14 protein-coding genes are annotated in these 20,636 nt (G+C 52.6%); 7 read left to right on the forward strand and 7 right to left on the reverse strand.

The features are described 5' to 3' along the window. Positions 1-11: 11 nt before the first annotated feature. The 5 genes from ygjJ to ebgR form a co-directional block, all read right to left on the reverse strand. The gene (gene ygjJ / locus CSE01S_RS21310) at positions 12-1,073 is read right to left on the reverse strand and encodes a protein YgjJ (RefSeq protein ID WP_042292937.1); all 1,062 of its coding nucleotides are present in this window, start codon (positions 1,071-1,073) and stop codon (positions 12-14) included. Positions 1,074-1,121: 48 nt separating this feature from the next. Further along, the gene (locus tag CSE01S_RS21315) at positions 1,122-2,555 is read right to left on the reverse strand and encodes an amino acid permease (RefSeq protein WP_042292938.1); all 1,434 of its coding nucleotides are present in this window, start codon (positions 2,553-2,555) and stop codon (positions 1,122-1,124) included. 59 nt (positions 2,556-2,614) lie between these two features. Continuing rightward, on the reverse strand, positions 2,615-3,064 hold the full coding sequence (locus tag CSE01S_RS21320) for a beta-galactosidase subunit beta (RefSeq protein WP_042292942.1): 450 nt from the start codon (positions 3,062-3,064) through the stop codon (positions 2,615-2,617). After that, a complete protein-coding gene (ebgA, locus tag CSE01S_RS21325) occupies positions 3,064-6,153 on the reverse strand; it encodes a beta-galactosidase subunit alpha (protein ID WP_042292943.1) in 3,090 nt (1,029 codons plus the stop codon). Before ebgA ends, CSE01S_RS21320 begins: the two co-directional genes overlap by 1 nt. Before the next feature lie 196 nt (positions 6,154-6,349). Further along, positions 6,350-7,333 (reverse strand): transcriptional regulator EbgR, encoded by a 984-nt coding sequence (gene ebgR, locus CSE01S_RS21330; RefSeq protein ID WP_042292945.1) that lies wholly within the window; start codon positions 7,331-7,333, stop codon positions 6,350-6,352. Between the two features lie 220 nt (positions 7,334-7,553). On the opposite strand from ebgR, the gene CSE01S_RS21335 reads away from it, so the two are divergent. Next, positions 7,554-7,886: a tRNA-binding protein gene (locus tag CSE01S_RS21335; protein WP_042292950.1), complete on the forward strand. Its 333-nt coding sequence runs from the start codon at positions 7,554-7,556 to the stop codon at positions 7,884-7,886. Positions 7,887-7,993: 107 nt separating this feature from the next. Here CSE01S_RS21335 and ygjG read toward each other — a convergent pair whose 3' ends face one another. Then, positions 7,994-9,373, reverse strand: a complete 1,380-nt coding sequence (gene ygjG, locus CSE01S_RS21340; RefSeq protein ID WP_167333872.1) for a putrescine aminotransferase — start codon at positions 9,371-9,373, stop codon at positions 7,994-7,996. A 430-nt stretch (positions 9,374-9,803) separates the two neighbouring features. Here ygjG and CSE01S_RS21345 point away from each other — a divergent pair, with 430 nt between their 5' ends. Both CSE01S_RS21345 and CSE01S_RS21350 read left to right on the forward strand, forming a co-directional pair. Then, a complete protein-coding gene (locus CSE01S_RS21345; protein WP_042292957.1) occupies positions 9,804-11,324 on the forward strand; it encodes a methyl-accepting chemotaxis protein in 1,521 nt (506 codons plus the stop codon). A 332-nt stretch (positions 11,325-11,656) separates the two neighbouring features. Further along, positions 11,657-13,222 (forward strand): methyl-accepting chemotaxis protein, encoded by a 1,566-nt coding sequence (locus tag CSE01S_RS21350; RefSeq protein ID WP_042292960.1) that lies wholly within the window; start codon positions 11,657-11,659, stop codon positions 13,220-13,222. On the opposite strand, the gene CSE01S_RS21355 is transcribed toward CSE01S_RS21350, so the two are convergent. Next, positions 13,219-13,926 carry a PadR family transcriptional regulator gene (locus tag CSE01S_RS21355; protein WP_042292963.1) on the reverse strand — a complete coding sequence of 236 codons (708 nt, stop codon included), beginning with the start codon at positions 13,924-13,926 and terminating at the stop codon, positions 13,219-13,221. The two genes, CSE01S_RS21350 and CSE01S_RS21355, sit on opposite strands and share 4 nt — an antisense overlap. A 226-nt stretch (positions 13,927-14,152) precedes the next feature. Here CSE01S_RS21355 and CSE01S_RS21360 point away from each other — a divergent pair, with 226 nt between their 5' ends. The 4 genes from CSE01S_RS21360 to CSE01S_RS21375 form a co-directional block, all read left to right on the forward strand. Beyond that, positions 14,153-14,920 carry a siderophore-interacting protein gene (locus CSE01S_RS21360; protein ID WP_042292965.1) on the forward strand — a complete coding sequence of 256 codons (768 nt, stop codon included), beginning with the start codon at positions 14,153-14,155 and terminating at the stop codon, positions 14,918-14,920. A gap of 267 nt (positions 14,921-15,187) precedes the next feature. Then, positions 15,188-15,679: a hypothetical protein gene (locus CSE01S_RS21365; protein ID WP_042292967.1), complete on the forward strand. Its 492-nt coding sequence runs from the start codon at positions 15,188-15,190 to the stop codon at positions 15,677-15,679. Between the two features lie 655 nt (positions 15,680-16,334). Continuing rightward, positions 16,335-17,639: a TolC family outer membrane protein gene (locus CSE01S_RS21370; RefSeq protein ID WP_042292970.1), complete on the forward strand. Its 1,305-nt coding sequence runs from the start codon at positions 16,335-16,337 to the stop codon at positions 17,637-17,639. 82 nt (positions 17,640-17,721) lie between these two features. Beyond that, the coding region (locus tag CSE01S_RS21375; protein WP_042292972.1) for an Ig-like domain-containing protein at positions 17,722-20,636 on the forward strand (2,915 nt) is incomplete at its 3' end.

Genomic DNA, 20,636 nt, shown 5'->3' on the forward strand with positions numbered 1-20,636 from the left:
CGCTGTCCTTATTACCAGTAGAAATATTGCATCAGGAAGATCTGATCGCTTGGATCGCCAGAGGCATTCTGCATATAGAAGCGGCTGTCAAAGGCGGTGGCAAAACGGTCGCCGCCATATTCGTACCAGATGCCGAACTGCATGAAAGATGTGGTCTCTTCGGCGGCATGATCCGGGCGATGTTTAGCGTAGGTGTACGCTGTGGAGAGATAGACGCCTTTGAGCGCTTCATACATGGCGCTAACCATTGTGCCGGTTTCGCTACCGGGTTCGTCCAGGCCGTTGGCGCGTCCGGTATGGTGCCAGGCGCGGGCGGCAAAGTTGGGCGAGAGGAACCCGGTTAAAAAGAGTTGTCCGGTGCCATCAGTTAACTCCAGCCCGTTCATCCAGGTGACGCTTTCAGCCAGGTCATACTGTACATAGCCGTTGATCATCGCTGGATAGGTATACTTGTCGTCATAACGGTCATATTTACCGAAGTGCAACCAGGCTTTACTTTCGTCATGATGCCCGGCGGGGGTTGCGGTTACGCTATAGCGCAGCGGTCCGGTGAGGTTTTGTATCTTCAGCGCGGTCATGATGTCGCGAGTGTTGGGGATGACGTAGCCGAGATCCGGTGTGAAATCACCCCACCACTGCAGGTCGTCTAGTGAAGAGTCCTGGCGCAGGCTCAGCATGACCTCGGTACCGTTGTCTGTGCGATAGCCGCCGTAAAAGCGATTGATGCCGCCTTCAAAGCCACCCCAACTGTGGTCGGGCACCCAGGCGTTGCCGTCGTGATCTGCCTGTACTGTCCAGCCTTCACCGTAGATCAGGCCGAACCAGCCACCATGTTTAATTTCCAGACCGCCTTCAATATAGGTACCGTCGCTGTATTTATGTTTATCGTCGCCTTCTAAATCCATATAGCCACCAACGCCCATTTCTCCATAGAAACGAAATGATGGCGAAGAAATTGCAGGTGCTCGGGTGTCATTATGTTCGGCCGGACGAATATCTTCTGCCGCCACATTAAAGGCGCAGCAGAAGGGCAGGGCAATCATTGCTCTGCACGACTGAATATTCAATTTCATTATGTTATTCCATGCATTAAAAAATAGACAGCCTTTATTGTCTTATTATTATTCGATATTGGAAGCAGGAGCGGCTTCAATATCTTTTTCTAGTTTGGAGAGCCCTTTTATATATTTACTGTATTTCCACCAGGCGAAGCCAAGGAAAATAACAATGCCGCCAACATTATAAAAAATAATGGTCATTATATTGCCACCGGTCGGGAAGGTTGAGGCGATAAAACCGACAGTGAAAATAGCAATTAGCATTGAGACAACAATAATCCCGGTACGCTGTGAACCCATGCGGAAATCTCGCGGTAAATGGTCCAATTTGGCGCGTAAATGTAGGTAGGCCAGCATAATGAACAGCGGTGGTAGCATAGAGGCCGCAGCGGTCATGTTGATAATGGTGTTCATCAGTTCCTGCACCGTATTTGATCCCAGCATTGGGATAATCATCAGCGGAATGACGATGAAAAACTGGATCCACGCCGCGCGAGCCGGTACGCCGTTCTCGTTCAACTCCACGGTTTTCTTGCCAAAAATTCCTTCCGGAATTTCGGAGAAGAAGATTTTCACCGGCGTTGCCGTCCACATCAGTAGGGAGCCGAACATCGCGGTAAAAGAGACCAGGCCAACAAAGCGGTTCATTAACACTTCCGGCAGGCCAAAATATGCTGCCAGGCCATGGAATACCTGCACAGAGCCGCCGGTAAACTTCAGCTCTTTGCTGCTGACAAAGACGTTAATCAGTATGGAGGAGATCGAATACAGTACGCCGATAAAGAGGCCGGCCAGAATGATTACCTTTACGAACGATTTTGAGCCGCCCCTGACATCGTTAACGTAGACCGCCACAGACTCCGCGCCGCCTGCCGCCATAAAAATCCATGTCGTGATGCCGAGAAATGCCCAGTTAAAATTGGGGATCATAGCTTCAACGGAGATCGGATCCGCTGGTTGAACGCCGCCGACCAGCGCGGTGCCAGCCAACAGGATATAAGAGAGGGTCAACAGGAGCATCAGCGTGGAGGTCACTGAGGTAATCGGGCCGAGCATTTTCGCCCCGTTGGTGGACACCCAGGTTGAAAAAGCAAACAGCACCATGCTTAGAATCGTGGTCGCCACCGGTGTGAGCATATACTCATAGCCGAGAAAGGCATATGAGGCGTAGGCGATTACGCGCGGCAGTAGCGAGGTAAAAAAGAACAGGTTCACAAACCAATAGGTATAGGCAGTAATAAACGCCCAGCGACCACCCAGAGAACTTTTTACCCATGCGTATACGCCGGCTTCGGAGTTTTTATTCAGCGAAACGAATTCCGCGATAATTAAGCAAAAGGGGATGAAGTAAAATATCGTGGCGAGGAAAAACATGGGTGCCGATGCTAGCCCAAGCTCAATATTATTATTGATGACGTTGTTAAAACTGTATACGGCGGCAAAAGTCAACGAAAGTAGCCCGAATTTGCCGATTGTATTACGTTTAGTATTCGACATATCACACTTCCTATAGGGACAGGGTGGTAAGCGGCGCGAAATGTATCGCGCCAGCATTTTTATTTGTTATGAAAGTAGCCATCTTCGATGGTGACTTTAAGTACCACTTTTTTTACGGCATCCTGGCAAATAAAACGGTACGCTTCGCGGTTGTCGCAAATGACCATTTGTCCTTCATGGACGTCTACGGTTTCGCCGCAACCCTTCAGGTATTCGCGATCGGTTTCATCGCGGTAATATTCCACGACCTGCAATTGGTCTTTTGCGGCGAACTCAATTTTTTGTCGGCCTTGCAGGTAATAATGTATTTCGAAATAGCGGCGATGTCCGGTAAACAGCGCATCGGTTGCTGAGTCGATTTCCACGCGATAGGTCAGTGAATCGCCAATGGAATGCGCGACGCCCGCCGGGATATTGTCGATGTTTTCAATTGCTTCAACGCAGCGCTGCCACTTCCGCCCGGACGCGTAAATCTGACGGAACTGTTGTAAGTTATCGAGGATTCTCATTATTGTTTCTCGCTGTGCAAATTCGTGGAAAAGAAATCCGCGCCAAAGGCGTGACGAGCGAAAGTCTGCGCGGTGGTGGCTCCGCCAGCGACCGGCAGCAGCGTAAAGCCGTAGCTGAAGTCGTTGAACCAGACGCGCCAGCTGTCCAGTACTTCGCTACCCCAGGAGTTAGAACCCAGTCCCAACAGTTGATGATCCAGATTCAGAGTGATGTCATCGCTGCGCTGCAGCTCATTACAGTGCTGCGCGGCAAACAGGTTTTCTGGGGTATAGCGCCATGCGCTCAGGTTGATGGGGTGCTGCGGCACCACTAACAGACCATTACCCTGGCGGTTGGTTAATGCCGCCCAACGCACGTGCTGGCGGTTACCGTTGTTTTGCGGGAACGGATAGTTTTCAAACATTGCGTCCACGCTACTTTGCCAGACATCAATGATGTTGGCCTGCTGGCTGTCGGCATAGTTTTCACCGGGGCCGCGTCCATAGTAAGCGACTTCGCTAAAATCACCGTTGATGCCCATCGTGAAGCCAATGCACGGAATAATGTGCGGAAAGTCGCCGTAGCGTTCGCCAGACAGCGCGACGTTAACCTGACCATCAGCTGCAATGCGCCAGCGGTAGGTGCAGCGCATACCGAAGTCGAATACTGGCGGTGCAATGATGGTGCGGCTGGTGATCAACACAACATCGTCGGTTTGCTCAACACTAAATTCGCGTAGATGTTCCTGCATGATTTGCAGGTGGTTCGGCTGCCACAGCCCCTCAAACTCTTGCTTGTGGTTATCGATCGTCGGCTTGAAGAAGTTGATCTTCGGTTCACGAGTGAGCATTGCTTCGCCATTTACCGTCCACTCTGTCGGCTTACCGCTCAGTCTGGAGAAGATCAGTTGGAAGTTGGCCCCACGAACGGTGCAGCTCATGCGATCGCTTTCTAGCACAAGCGGACAGGCCTGCGGTTGGTTGAATGGCGCGAGCTCGGCGGTGCTGTCCTTGAGTGGGAATTGATAGCGGGCAACAGGATGACCTGCTTCGCTGTATAGGGTCCGCGAATCTTTGGTCACGGTGACGTTGAGGAAAGTTTCCCGCGCATCCAGTTCCGGCAGCGTGCAGCGCAAAATGGTTTCGCTGTTGGGCGGGATGTCGTGCAGTTTAATTTGCTGTGTAGCTCGCGTTTCTCCCTCCGCGCGCACTTCAATGTGCAGGGTGTAATCATCCAGCGTTGAGAACCACAGTTTATTCGCAATGCGCAGCTCGCCGCGCGGCAGATCATGAGCGTAAACTTTCACTGGCGCGATGACCTGTTTGTACTCTTTAAGCCCGGGACCCGGTGTCTGGTCCGGGTAAATCAGACCGTCCAGACAGAAGTTGTAGTTATTCGGGTAATCACCGTAGTCGCCGCCGTAATTGTACCAAACGTTACCCTTGTCATCTGTTGCCTGAATGCCGTGATCGCACCACTCCCAGACATAATGACCCTGTATACAATCATGCTGATAAAAGACGTTCTGATACTCCGTCAGCCCGCCCGGTCCGTTGCCCATCGCATGAGCGTATTCGCAGATAATGCGCGGCTTCGGATGCGGATATTCGCCGAATTCGTTCATTAGCGGGACGCGGGTATACATGGTGGAGATGATATCAACGACTTCGGCGTCACGATCCTCTTCGTAATGAACCAGTCGGGTGTCGTCCAGCGCTTTGGCGGCGTGATACATCGCGCGAATGTTACACCCGTAGCCGGACTCGTTGCCGAGGGACCAGATGATAATCGACGGATGGTTTTTCTGTGCATGAATATGACGGACGATGCGCTCAACGTAGACCTTCTCCCAGGCTGGATCGTCGGTGATCCGACTGATATCGCCAACGTTGGCAAAACCGTGAGATTCAACATCCGTTTCCGCCATTACAAATAGGCCGTAGATATCGCACAACTCGTAAAAGCGCGGGTCGTTCGGGTAGTGCGCTGTGCGCACTGAGTTGATGTTATGCTGCTTCATCAACTGAAGATCTTTTTCCACGCGATCCATACCGACCGCGCGGCCTTTCAGATGATCGTTATCGTGACGGTTCACGCCGTGCAGCATCACGTAACGGTTATTAATGTAAAACAGGCCGTTGCGCATTTTGATATCGCGAAAGCCCACGCGTTGCGGCACCACTTCCAGTATTTTTCCGTCGGCATCTTTCAGGATTAATACCAGATGATAAAGGTACGGCGATTCGGCAGACCATTGCTGTGGGTTGCTTACCGTGAAAGCGAAGTGAGTCTGGCTGCGCCGTGAAATAGTCAGGTTTGCTACCTCACCCGAGTGCACAACGGTTTCGCCATCGAACAGGGTATATTCAAGCGATGCTAACGCGGGGGCCGTGGTCAGGTTTTCCAGCTCCAGCGTACAGGAGAGGGTGGCATCGCGGTAATCGTCGTCGAAGTCACTGCGGATGGTAATGTCCTGAATATGAGTCGCTTTTTTGCCAATGAGGTAGACGTCGCGGAAGATCCCCGCCGTCCACCACATATCCTGATCTTCAATGTAAGTGGAGTCGGCCCACTGCATCACGCGAACGCAAAGCAGGTTGTCACCGGTGATGACGAAGCCGCTGATATCAAATTCTGCCGTCAGGCGGCTGCCTTTGCTAAAGCCGACATAATGGCCGTTAACGTAAACTTCGAAATAGGTTTCGACGCCGTCGAATTTAATCAGCGTTTGTTTGTCCTGCCAGCTTTCGCTCAAGGTAAAGATTCGCTGATAAGCGCCTGTCGGGTTATCGCTGGGGACAAACGGTACGTTGATGGGGAAAGGGAAGCCTTCATCGGTGTACTGCAATTTACCATGGCCTTCGAGTTGCCACATCGCGGGAACGGTAATATTGCCCCAGTCGCTCATATACTCCGAGGTGAAGGCTTCTGGCACACGTAACGGGTGGTCGAAGTATTTAAAGTTCCATTGTCCGCTTAACAGCAGAAAATGGCTACTGGCTTCGCGGGTAAAGGAGCGTGCCTGTGTAACCGAGTCATAAGAGAAAAATGAGGCTCGTGGCGGCAGTCGATTTTCATGAGTGAGTTGAATGTTTTCCCAGCGATTCATAAGGCTTCCTGGTGGAGAAAAAATCAGAACCATTCAAAACAATGGTGGGTAAGCGTATCTGAAAAGGATTTTAGTAAAATTTTTACTAAAATATAGTAGGCAAAATGATTTACTTTAACTGGATCACGAAAATATTCGTTGAGGGGAACGTTGCATGAAAATGCGCACCCGGCAGAAAGCCGGGCGTAAAAAGTTATTAGTGCGTGGTGCCGCGCAGTTTAAGCTTACTGGGAACGAATACCAATAGCGGCAGCGCACGGCCATCGCGGGCTTTTTCGAATAGCAGGTTCACGCCCTGGCTGCCCATCATTTCCGAATGGATGCGTACGGTAGAGAGTGGCGGAAAAGTAAAACGTGCCGTGGGGATATCGTTAACGCTGATCAGCGAGATATCGGCTGGGATCGCCAGCCCGCGCTCGTGGATAGCACGCAAAACGCCAATGGCAATGGAATCGGAAGCGACAAACAGCGCGCGCGGATAATCTGCCTTCGCCAGCATCTGTTTCGCCAGTTCATAGCCAGACGAGCTGGAAAAGCCGCCGCGCCAGATATCCTCTTCGTGCACCACCTGCTTCAGACGACCGTATTCGACAAACGCCGCTTCACGAATATCCGCTTTACCCGGTTCGTCTTCACCGCCGATAAAACCGATGCGAGTGACGCCCTGGGCGCTGTAGAAGTCGATAATTTCTTTGCTGATCCGCGCTAAATCAATATCAACGGCGTCATAGTCACTACCCGGATCATGGAAGTCGATAAAACAGATATTATCGGTCAATGCAGTGGCGGCGCTGCGTAGGGCGGGGGACGGCTTACCGACAATCAAAATACCAGTAATGTTTTTGATATCCGGAAGGCCGCTGTGCTCATAGCAGTTGGTCAACTCAATGCCCAGCTTTTCACATTGGGTTTCGATGCCGTGACGGATCGCCAGATAGTAAGGATCGTTGATTTCCAGATCCTGCTGGTAACTGTAGATGGCAAGAATATGCTGTAAGTTGACCGAACCGCTCTGGCTCTTGCGGGCGCTGCTGGTTTTGTACTCCAGCTTTTCGGCAATCTCCAGAATGCGATGCTTTGTCGCCTCCTTCACGTTAAGCGTGGGATCGTCGTTCAGCACCCGGGATACTGTCGCCAGGGAGACACCCGCTTCTATTGCAATATCTTTAAGTGTGGCCATGGTTACCTTTATATCGGCTTTGCCCTGAGATGCTTTGTCATTGTAAAGGAAGTGCTTTTCTATGCATCTGTTTTCAGTAAATAAAGCGCGAAAATTTGATATGTTCAGGGCAAAGCTCTGCGTTATGAATGTGATCAGTACGACATTTTCCTCATTTTACGTTCAACGGCAAGAAAATGCTTCGCTATAATTTAGTAAAATTTTACTCAATGAGGCTCGCATGGAGACAGTCACATTTACGGATTTTGCCCGGATGGAGATTCGGGTTGGGAAGATAACTGAAGTGAAGCGCCACGAGAACGCCGACAAGCTGTACATCGTACAGGTGGATGTTGGAGAGAGAACATTGCAAACCGTCACCAGCCTGGTGCCGTATTACGCGGAAGCCGAGCTGTTGGGAAAAATGGTGGTAGTGCTATGTAATCTGCAAAAAGCAAAAATGCGCGGCGAGACGTCTGAGTGTATGTTGTTGTGCGCAGAAACTGAAGACGGCAGCGAAAGCGTATTGTTAACTCCGGAGCGTGTAATGCCTGCGGGCGTGCGAATTGTGTAGATGTTAAACAGTCGGGTGACGGCTGCGCCTTACCCGGCCTACGCAGGTGATACCTTGTAGGCCAGATAAGCGCAGCGCCATCCGACAATGCAAACCCACACGCCGGACTACACTTCTTCCACGCTTACCCGTAGCGCCGCCAGCGCTTTACGCGCGGCTTTCAGTACTTGCTCGCACTGCTCGACGGACAGGGTGAGCGGTGGTTCAATGCGGATCGTTTTCGCGTTGTTGAGCGTGCCGGCAACCAGTACGCGCTGTCGGAACATCTCGCTGGCGAAGCTGTAGCCGATCTCATTGTCGACAAACTCGATCGCCATCAGCATCCCCTTGCCGCGCGCGTCATGCACCAGATCCGGATATTCACGGCTCAACTGGCGGAAACCGTCCAGCAGCATATCGCCTTTCTGCTCTGCCTGAGCGGGCAGGTTTTGCTCCAGCAACACGTTGATGGTTGCCAGCGCCGCTGCGCAGGAAAGCGGGTTTCCGCCAAAGGTGGTGGTGTGCAGGAACGGGTTGTCGAACAGTACCGAAAAGACCTCTTCGGTGGCAATCGTTGCGCCAATCGGCATCACGCCACCGCCCAGCGCCTTCGCCAGGCAGAGAATGTCAGGCTGCACGTTTTCATGTTCGCAAGCGAACATCTTGCCGGTGCGCCCCATGCCGGTTTGCACTTCATCCAGAATCAGCAGCGCGCCGAATTCGTCGCACAGTTTACGCACGGCGCTAAGATACCCCTGCGGCGGCAGGATCACGCCGCCTTCTCCCTGAATGGGTTCGAGGATCACCGCCGCCACGTCGTCGCCGGTCTTTTTGCACTCGCTAAGGACCGATCGCATCGCGCTGATATCGCCAAAAGGCACATGACGAAAGCCCGGCAGCAGGGGCATAAACGGTTTGCGGAAGGTCGATTTCGCCGTTGCGGACAAGGAACCTAATGACTTGCCGTGGAACGCGCCGCTGGTGGCGATAAAAGTGAACTTACCGCGCGGCGACTGGTACGCTTTGGCGAGCTTCAGCGCCGCTTCGACGGATTCAGTACCGCTGTTGGAGAAGAAGCTGTATTTCAGTTTGCCTGGCGCCAGGGCGGCGAGCGTTTTTGCCAGCATCGCCCGTAAAGGATCAAGCAGTTCCTGACTGTGCAGGGGTTGTTTCGCGAGTTGATTCTGTACGGCGGAAACCACGACTGGATTACGGTGCCCCACATTAAAGATGCCGAACCCACCCAGACAGTCGATAAATTCCTGACCCTGGGTGTCGACAAGCGTATTCAGACTCCCCGCTTGCCACTCTACGGCTCCGTAATCCCCGCCGGCGGTAACAGATTTGCGATACTCTAAAAAACCCGGATTCACATGCTCTTTGAAGTAATCAATCACCTCTCGGTTTAGTGCTTTCATTTCCTCATGGTCAAGCGTTCGCTTTTCGATGAGATTCAGGGCGTGTGCGCTGCAGGCTAATGCCGACGCGCTGGAAGGTAACCTGTTCAAAATATGCTCCCGCGGCTCGCGTATCACATGATACCGATTTAAGTATTGCAGGGATTGCGCCATCCCAATGAGGCCGACGAAAATCGGGATAAACATGATGAAATAAGGAAAATGCGCAATATTTAATCTTATTTGTTAACAAAAAGTAGCATATTGAGCAGAATTTAATCAGTTCACAACGAGGAGAGATCCCGCTCGCTGCACGAAAAAGAGGCGGATTTTGCGCTATGGTGGTGCGGGTGGGCTCGCAGGTGCGGGTAGTTTCACCCCGAAAGTATTCAAAATCAACAAATTGGAATTCATACAAATAATAAGGTTTAATCGCAAATTGCGATCTAAATCAAATTTAACAACTAAAGATAAATCCGTTAGCGCCGAAATAACATCTGACAAGAAGTTAACAACCAGATAACCTGCACAGGACGCTACTATGTCTTCTCATCTCTACGTTACCCAGCAAAATACACCGCTGGATGACGATACGACGCTCATGTCCACGACCGATCTGCACAGTTACATCACGCACGCTAACGATACTTTCGTCACTGTTAGCGGCTACTCGCTCAATGAGCTGTTGGCGCAGCCGCACAACCTTGTACGTCATCCGGACATGCCAAAAGCTGCGTTTGCCGATATGTGGTACACCCTGAAACAGGGCGAGCCGTGGAGCGGCATTGTTAAAAACCGTTGTAAAAACGGCGATCACTATTGGGTTCGCGCCAACGCGGTGCCGATGGTTCGCGAAGGGCAGGTCACTGGCTACATGTCGATTCGTACCCGCGCAACGGAAGAAGAGATCGCCGCGGTGGAGCCTTTATACCAGGCGCTGAACGAAAACCGCTGCGCCCGACGCATTCACAAAGGGCTGGTGGTACGCAAAGGCTGGTTGGGAAAACTCCCTTCTCTGCCGCTGCGCTGGCGGGTACGCGGCGTGATGACGCTGTTGTTCGTGATGGTCGCGGCGGGCCTGTATGCCTCCGACGCGCCCGCGCTGGCGTATCTGATGAGTGCGCTGGCGCTGGGAGCCGGCACCGTGATTTTTGAAGGACAAATAGTTCGTCCGATCGAAAACGTGGCGAAGCAGGCGCTGAAAGTCGCGACCGGGGAGCGTAACAGCGTGATGCATCTTAATCGCAGTGACGAACTGGGACTGACGCTGCGCGCGGTTGGGCAACTTGGGCTGATGTGCCGCTGGCTCATCAACGATGTCTCAAGTCAGGTGTCGAGCGTACGTAACGGCAGCGAAACGCTGGCGAAAGGCAATGACGATCTGAATAAACACACCCGCCAGACGGTTGATAACGTGCAACAAACGGTTGCAACCATGAACCAGATGGCCGCTTCGGTTAAGCAGAACTCCGAAACCGCCTCCGCTGCTGACAAACTGTCGAGCGCCGCCAGCAGCGCAGCGACTCAGGGTGGCGAAGCCATGGATACGGTGATCAAAACGATGGATGACATCGCCAACAGCACCCAGCGGATAGGCACCATCACCACGCTGATAAACGACATCGCTTTCCAGACCAATATCCTCGCGCTTAACGCGGCGGTGGAGGCGGCGCGTGCGGGCGAGCAAGGAAAAGGGTTCGCCGTCGTGGCGGGAGAAGTACGCCATCTGGCCAGCCGCAGCGCCAGTGCGGCGAACGACATCCGTAAGTTAATTGACGCCAGCGCGGACAAAGTTCAGTCCGGTTCGCAGCAGGTTCACGCCGCAGGCCGCACCATTGATGACATTGTTTCGCAGGTGCAAAACGTCACCCAACTGATTGCGCAAATCAGTCATGCGACGTCGGAACAGGCCGACGGGCTGAGCAGCCTGACCCGCGCGGTGGATGAGCTTAACCACATCACCCAGAAAAATGCCGAGCTGGTTGAAGAAAGCGCGCAGGTATCCGCTATGGTCAAACACCGCGCCAGCCGTCTGGAAGATGCCGTGACGGTACTGCATTAATTTCCTCATTTCTTCACATCTCTGCCTCTTCTTTTTTCTGCCAACGCTTACCGTAATGGGTGAGCGTTTTGTGAATTTAATGTTAAATTTATATTAAATATTAACCCATAAGGGTGAGATAGTTATTTTTATTCTCATTGTCGCCCAGCGGTTTTCCGCATTTCACGAAAGCATAAAAAACGCTTATATAACGATCGGTCTACCGTTATTCATCGTTAAAAGCGATTTATCAGAAAGCGTTGAAAATAAAAACTGATCAATATCATAAAGTTACTGAGATTCCGACCGATAAGAAATGCTGTCTGAGAAAAACGATCTCCGGGAGGGGAAATATGTTTTTGCGTAACGTGAAAATTCGTTCAAAGTTATTTATCGCGTTTGGTTTGTTTATTGTGCTGATGATGGTGAGTTCCGGTTTGTCGATATTTAGCCTGGATCGTGCGAATCGTGGTATGCAAAACATCCTGACCGACGATTATCCGATCACGGTAAAAGCCAACAAACTTATCGACAATTTTCAGGAGTATGTCAGCACGCAACAACTGATGCTGATGGATGAAGAAGGGCGTTGGACAGGGGCTTCGCAGGCCCGGCTCGACGCGATAAGCCAGCAGATTAGCCTTCTGCTGGACGAGCTAAGCGCGGCGCCGCTCGACGATAAATCGAAAACGGTGATAGCAGACATTCGCGACGTGCGTGAGCAGTATCTTGCCTCGCAACACCGTATCCAGGCGGCGGTGCAAAGTCACAACCGTCAGGCGGCAATGCAGGAGATGATGACCACCACGGTAAACGTGCAGCAGGCGTATAAAGATAAAGTGATGGCGCTTATCGCCATCGAAGACGCGCAGATGCTAAAAGCAGGCGAGCAAGTGGAGAGCGATTTTAAAGCCAACCGGATCCTGCTTGTCGCCCTGGCGCTGGCAGGCATTGTCGCTGGCTGCGTTATGGGGCTGTACATCGTGCGTTCCATTACCCGACCACTGGACGACGCTGTCCAGTTTGCCGAAGCGATCGCCCAGGGCGACCTGACCCGCACTATCGCCTGCGAACAGCGGGACGAAACCGGCGTATTGCTGCAGGCGCTGATGACCATGAAAAACCGCCTGCAAGAGATTGTGCAGGAGGTACAAAACGGCTCGGAGAATATTTCCAGCGCGGCGGCGCAGATTGTGGCTGGCAACCAGGATCTGGCGGCGCGTACCGAAGAGCAGGCCAGCTCGGTTGAACAAACTGCCGCGTCGATGGAACAGATCACCGCGACGGTGAAAAACACAGCGGAACATACCGGAGAAGCGACGAAGCTCTCTGCGGGGGCGGCGACCGTAGTGAAAAACAACGGTGAAATGATGAATCAGGTCACGCAAAAAATGCGCGTCATAAATGAAACCGCTAACCGCATGTCCGACATCATTAATCTGATTGACTCTATTGCCTTCCAGACCAACATACTGGCGCTGAACGCTGCCGTAGAAGCGGCGCGTGCGGGTGAACACGGGCGTGGGTTCGCGGTAGTGGCGGGTGAAGTGCGGCAGTTGGCGCAGAAAAGCGCTTCGTCCGCCAGCGAGATCCGTAATCTGATTGAAGATTCCACCGGTCAGACTCAGGAGGGAATGCTGCTGGTCGAAAAAGCGAATGCGCTAATCAACGGTATGGTGAGTAATGTTGAGGAAATGGACGTGATCCTGCGGGAAATCGGCCAGGCCAGTCGCGAACAGACCGACGGAATTTCGCAGATCAACAGCGCGATTGGCCTGATCGACGCCACCACGCAACAGAACTCCTGTCTGGTGGAGGAGTCCGTTGCCGCGGCAGCGTCACTGAATGAGCAGGCGCTTCACTTAAAAGAGCTGGTGAAAGTGTTCCGTGTCAGGGAAGACGACGCGCAGCCAGCTTAATCCAGTTGAGTGATTTCCAGCGCCGCGCGGTCGATCACGCCAGTGATCTGTTTTAACTGCGCGTCGCTGAGATTCCCTTGATTCACTTTCAGGTCCAGCACCGCCTTGAAATTGTCCAGCGCCCGCTTCATCTGCGGATTCTTACGCAGTTCAGCGCCAACATTACGCGCAGTGATCCGCGCCTGAATGTGTCCGAGGTGTTCCTGGTTCTCCTCCAGCCATTGTGCGCCGGACGTGGTAAGGGTGATTTTCTTCCGTCCGCCGTCTTCTTCGCTAATGGTGATAAGCGCCTGCTCCTGTAAAAAATCGAGCGTTGGATAGATCACGCCCGGGCTGGGGGTATAGTTCCCTTGAGTCAAATTTTCGATAGCTTTGATCAGCTCGTAGCCATGACTGGCCTCACGGGAGAGGATATCCAGAATCACCAGACGCAGCTCGCCATGTCCGAAGAAGCGTTGGCGTCTTCCGCCGCCTCTGCCATGACGTTGCCCACACCTGCCGTGATGATGACTTTCGCCGTTACACCCGCCGTGATGATGATTTTCGCCATTACATCCGCCGTGATGATGACCTTCGCTGTGACAGCCGCCCTGGTGGCGACCTTCGCCGGAACAGCAGCCCTCATGATGCTCCCCTTCGCCGGAACAGCAGCCCTCATGATGCTCCCCTTCGCCGTTGCAGCAACCCTCGTGATGATGTCGCATAGGTTTCTCCTGATGTTTATTAGATATATCTAATTTATATCTAAATCTTTGATTTTGGCAAGCTGTGCAATGAAAATTTTATAATGTATTGAATTTAATGCTTATTTGTAGCGGGTGAGGCTTTATAAAACAGTATCGAAAAATCGCTTGCAATCATCTTGATTAGCAATCATTATCATTTGAAAATTAAATTCGATATATCTGATTATTTCACGAAGGCAGCGACATGACCGACATCACCTCACGTTATCCTCAACGCGTGCGCAACGAATTGCGTTTTCGCGAACTTACCGTTTTGCGCGCGGAACGTATCAGCGCAGGCTTTCAACGCATTGTACTGGGCGGCGACGCGCTGAAAGGCTTTTGCTCACACGGCTTTGACGATCACACGAAAGTCTTTTTCCCCCAGGCTGGCGCTCCGTTTGTCCCTCCAACGGTCACTGACGAAGGCATTGTCTGGGGAGAGGGCGCACGCCCGGCGTCCCGTGACTACACGCCGCTTTACGATGAAGCGCGTCATGAACTGGCGCTGGATTTCTTCATTCACGATGGCGGCGTGGCGAGCCGCTGGGCGATGCAGGCTCGCGAAGGGGACACGGTGACCATCGGCGGGCCGCGTGGTTCGCTGGTGGTGCCGGAGGATTATGCATACCAGGTTTATGTTTGCGATGAGTCAGGCATGCCCGCGCTGCGTCGGCGTCTGGAAGCGCTTAGCCGCTTGCCGGTCAGGCCGTCGGTGACCGCGCTGGTGAGCGTCAACGATCCTGCTTATCGGGATTACCTGGCGCATCTTGACGGGTTCAACATAGAATGGCTGGCGCACGACGAGCAGGCGATTGATGCGCGACTGGCGCAATTGTCGGTGCCAGCGGCAGATTACTTTATCTGGGTCACCGGAGAAGGAAAGGTGGTCAAAAACCTCAGCCGCCGTTTCGAAAGCGATGCGTTTGACCCGCAGTTGGTGCGCGCGGCGGCCTACTGGCATCGAAAATAAGGCCGTCCGTGGCCCCATTGCTGCAGGCCGGGTAAGGTGTTTTCGCACCACCCGGCAAAAAGGCGATGTCAGAAAATTCGCCAGGATATTTCGTTCTGCCATTAAGATTATCCTAAATAATGGGGGTAATTTAGCCGACTGTTTACCGTAACGTTTTATTATTTTCACATTAACTGGAAAATTTAGGACTTTTCAGTTCCAAAAAACTATAAATCCATCGCGACTGCCGTTAGGATAGCTTTTCCAAAATTACTGACTCGCTATATCATGTTCTACACAAAAGTCTTCATGTTGCTGTGTGCATTAAGCATTGGCACCTTTCTTTTTCTTTCAATTCGCTATTTGCTGACGTCGCCGTTTAGTACGAATAATCTGTTGTCCGAACAGCGAATGCGTGACCAGCGTATTATTGAGGAGATTCTTCACGTTTGGCCCTATGAAGAAACAGTGGGCTGTACGCAGTACTATTTGCATCCGGCGATTATTCATCAAATCTCACATCGCATGGAGCAGGCTGAAAAATTTAACGATAGCGACTATCGCCTGCATGATGAAACGCTCGAACTGGCGAAACGTGAATTCATTTTTTCGATCATCGAACTTAATTATACAATATACGCATTCCTGCTCTCTGAAGGCTCGGAATACAACGACTATCGCGACAAAATAGGCATCAAGTCGCAAATGATGATCGAAAAGTACGACCGCTTTCTTTTCACCTGTAAGCGGAAAAACCACACCGTTTTACTCCCTTCCTGATTTCCCGCATTAACACGCTCACCTCGGCATGGATGCTAACTGATTGGAATAATATTGTTTCTAATTTGTTATCCGCCTGAAAACTGATCCGGTTTAATTTTAGTCAGGGATGAACAATACTGATGAATCTCTGTGCACTCCATGGCTTTTTAGTTCAAAATTTCAGCAAGTAAAGGGCCTTTCAGAGTGTTTAAGATCTTTGGTTGAAATATCATGTTCTTGTTTTTATTGGGTTTAGTTCTTCATGGTTACAATCAGAAATCATTTAAGATGAATTAAGGTTATTTTTCTTTCCTCGTTTACCCCGACACCTCAGAATATTCTTCAACCCGTGATGCCAGCGATAGGTAACGCTTACCCTGAATACCCGGGAAAGTGTCTTTTCTGGACGCTGGAAAATGTCATACAGACGTAGTGATGATGACGTTTTTCAACTTTGTTTGTCACGGACAGGTATATGTCGTTATCAGTGTGGGCATTATTTAAGCTCAGGGGAGACTGACCGTTAAATTCAGCGGAATGCGCTGAAGACACATTGATAAGGGCATATCTCATAGCAGGCTTCATTATTTTCCATATCGCTCTGAAAAAGAAAAGTGTGGAGGCATCGGTCAGCCTGAAGAAAGCCATTTTAATTAGGATATATGTTGTGAGTATGCGTTTTGTTTTTTCATTGGTGACGTTAACCCTTGCACTTTGCGGCGCTTCTGTTTCTTGCTTCGCGGCATTAGCGAATGTTGAAGAGACGAATCTGAAAGAAAGTATTTTATTTGCTTTAGATCGCGACCCGGCAATTAGCCGTCAGGCCGCGCAAATGGGAATCGGCCAGGCAATGACAAAAGAGGCGAAAAGCGGCTGGATGCCGCAAATTGGCTTAACGGCGAGTACCGGTCACAGCCAGACAACGGATTCCAGTGGCTCGTTAAATAATTCTGCAGCCTGGGGAATTACCGTTACGCAATTAGTGTATGACTTTGGTAAAACCAATAGCGCTATTGCCCAGTCGGAAGCGCAATACGAAAGTTATCGCTATCAGTTGATGGCCACCCTTTCGGAAGTGGCGGAAAAAGCCGCGCAGGGTTATGTCGAAGTGAAACGCTATAGCGCCTTAGTGAATGCGGCACGAGAGAACATCGCCGCGCTGGAGAAAATTCAGCATCTGGCGCAACTGCGCGCTGGCGCAGGTCTTAGCTCGACCTCTGACGATCTGCAAACCCAGACCCGCATTGCCGGGATGCGAGCGACGCTGGAGCAGTACGACGCCGCGTTGCAAAAAGCGAAAGCGGTGCTGGCGGTACAGACCGGTATCAGTGCCCATCGTTACGCCCGTCTGCCGGAGAACCTGGAAGCCAAACAGGTCGCCGTTGACGATATCGATTATTCCAGAATCCCTGCCGTGCTGTCCGCACGCGCTATGGTGACATCCGCACAGCACGGCATTGATCGGGCGAAAGCCCAACATCTGCCCACGCTCAGCCTGAAAGCGGGACGCACCCGTTATGAATCTGACAATCGCGGCTACTGGGACGATCAAATCCAGCTCAGCGTGGATGCGCCGCTGTATCAGGGGGGTGCGGTTTCCGCGCGCGTTGATCAGGCGCAGGGGGCAAAGGCGATGGCCGCTTCAGAAGAAGAAAAAGCGCGATTCGACATTCTGCAAAAAGCCTCATCGGCAATGGCGGACTGGAAAGGCGCACGCGGTCGTGAAGATGCCGGCAAATTCCAGCTGGTTAACGCCATGCAAACCCGCAGCGTTTACAAAAACGAATACACCCTGAGCAAAAAAAGCATCAACGACCTGCTGAGCGTCGAACAGGACGTCTGGCAGGCGCAATCTTCACGCATTAATGCTGAATACGACGGCTGGAGCGCCGCCATTCAGTACGCGACGGCAGTCGACAACCTGTTGCCCCTTATCGGGATTGAAAAACAGGCATCTAAAAAATTGCCCGATCTCTAATCCATTTTACTCGCAGCACCATGACCTCAGGGACGCGACCCGCAAGCGTAGTACTGATTAACTGACCTTTATGAGCCAGACTATGAATACATTAAAAACCGCAAACATTATCAATCGTCACACCGCGAAAAAAACCGTCCTGTCGGGCGAAGGCAACCTTTCCGTCGCAGTATCCGGCGCTTCCGTGATCGAAATCCTCGGTTCCGCTCAGGATGTGGCCCGCTACGTCCGCCAGGGCAACGACCTGCTGATCTACATGAAAGACGGCAGCGTGATTCGTTGCAGCGGCTATTTCACCGAAGATCCCGAGTCGAAACTGCACTCTGAACTGGTTTTCAATGATGAAACGGGACTGACCCACGTGACCTTTGACGATGTGGGCAATGTTGCCAGCCTGGACGCGGTTGAGCTGACGGCGCATGCGACGCCGATCGACAGCATCGAACCGTTGATGGCGGAAGCCGCCAGCGAAGAGAATGATTTTCCGTGGGCATGGCTGGCTGGTGCCGCGTTGGGCGGCGGCGCGATTGGCGCGCTGCTGGCTAATGATGACGGCGGTGAAACGAAAACAGTCACAGTGACCGAAACTGAAACCGTTGATAACACCAAAAATACGCCAACCTACATGGTCACCGATAATCAGGGCGACAAACAGGGCGGTCTGACCGCCAATGCCACCACCGACGATAACACGCCGACCTTCAGCGGGACCGGCCATCCGGGCGCGACAATTCAAATCAAAGACAGCAACGGCAACACCATCGCCAGTACAATGGTTGATGCAAATGGGGTCTGGACGGTACTGCTGCCCACGCAGACCGACGGCGTACATACCTGGTCTGTCGTGCAAATCAACGGTGGCGAGTCCACCTCAGCGGGCAAAATTACGGTCAATGTCGATACCACGCAGGCAACCCTCACGCTGGCGACAACGGCTAACGATAATGTGATTAACGCCAGTGAACAGTCTGCCGGGTTTACGCTGTCAGGCAGTAGCAGTCATCTGGCGCAGGGCACGCAACTGACCGTCACGCTAAACGGTAAAAGCTATCTCACCCGCGTCGACGCGAACGGGGAGTGGCAGATCAACGTCCCGGCGGCGGATGCCGCTGCGTTGGCTGACGGGAGCTGGACGGTGAGCGTTAGCGGTCAGAATGCGGCGGGCAATACGGTGACGGGCACTCAGGTGATCGCTGTCGACACACAGGCGCCGCTGCTGTCGATGGATAGCATCGCCGTTGATCAGATCCTCAATGCCGTTGAGCACAACGCGTCCCTGGTATTAAGCGGAAAAACCACTGCCGAAGCCGGGCAGACGGTCACACTGACGCTGAACGGCCAAACCTATACCGCCCTTGTGACGAACGAAGGGACCTGGGCGCTGACGGTGGACGCCGCAGACGTTCAGGCGCTGGCGAATGGCGACCATTCTTTGACGGTTTCAGTGAGCGATAAAGCCGGGAACGCGGCGGATTTCTCCGATCAACTGACTGTCGACACCACCGCGCCGATCCTGACGGTCAATCCCGTAGCTGGCGATAATATCCTTAATGATGATGAGCAGGATGTCGCTCAACTGATTTCAGGAATGGCGAACGGCGCCGCGCCCGGCGACGTCGTGACCGTTCAGTTTGGTGATCAGACCTTTACTGGCGTGGTACAGGCAGACGGCAGCTGGAGCGTGGGCGTTCCGGCCTCGTTGTTTAATTCCATGAGCAACGGGCAGCACACCATTACCGTGACGGTGACCGATGCGGCGGGCAATACCAGCACAGCCACCCACGATGTGACTCTCAACAGCCTGGCCGTCGGGATCACCGTCGATACTATTAGCCAGGACAACGTACTTAACGCCCAGGAGTCGATGCAGCCGCTGACCTTAAGCGGCGCCAGTACTCTCGCGGACGGCAGCACCCTGACCGTGATGCTCAACAATATCGCCTATACCGCAACGGTCAACGGTGGCGTCTGGTCTGTTCAGGTGCCGGTTTCTGATGTACTGAACCTTGCCAATACCCTCTATCATGTCACCGTAAGCGGCACGGACGCCACCGGTAACAGCGGCACGACCAGCGCATCCTTCCTCGTCGACACGGTGCTGCCGCAGGTGGTCATTAATCACTTCGCCACCGACAACCTGGTGAACCACGCGGAAACGCAAAGCGACCAGATTTTAAGCGGTCGTGTCATCCATGCCGCGGCGGGCGATACGGTCACCGTTCAGGTCGGCGGAAAAAGCTACAGCGCTATCGTGGAAAATGATCTGAGCTGGAAGGTGACCATTCCGGCCAACGACCTGCAACACTTTGGCGATGGCGACCTCACCTTTACCGCTTCCGTAACCAACAGTCACGGCAATACCGGGACCGGCGATCGCGATATCAGCATTAATGCGTCGCTGCCGGGCCTGCGTATAAATACGCTTTCTGGCGACGACATTGTTAACGCCATCGAACACCATCAGGATCTGGTGGTGAGCGGTAGCAGCAGCCATCTGGCAGCGGGTACGCTGGTCACTGTGTCTATCAATAACGTGAATTATCAGGCGGTGGTGAGCAGCAACGGGGGTTGGCAGATTGGTGTTCCGGCAAGCGACTTGCAAAACTGGAACGCAGGGCAACTGACCGTAACGGCCAGCGCACAGGATGGTTGGGGCAATCCCGTGTCCGTTGATCATCCGGTTGAGCTGGATCTTGATCCGGTGGCAATTACGATCAATACCGTTGCCGCAGACGATCTCATTAACGCCGCGGAGAAAGGCGCAGACCTGCTGCTTTCAGGGCAGACTCAGGGCGTGGAAGCGGGTCAAACTGTGGTGGTGAAATTCGCTGACCAGACTTTTACGGCACAGGTTCAGGCGGACGGTTCCTGGCGCGTGACTGTACCGTCATCGGCGATGGATTTACTGACCGACAGCCGTGAACAGATCGGCGTAAGCGTGACTAACGTCAGTGGCAACACGGCCAGTGCGAGCCATACAGTCACCCTGGACTCCCA

The sequence above is a fragment of the Citrobacter sedlakii NBRC 105722 genome (assembly GCF_000759835.1).
GTDB lineage: Bacteria > Pseudomonadota > Gammaproteobacteria > Enterobacterales > Enterobacteriaceae > Citrobacter_A > Citrobacter_A sedlakii.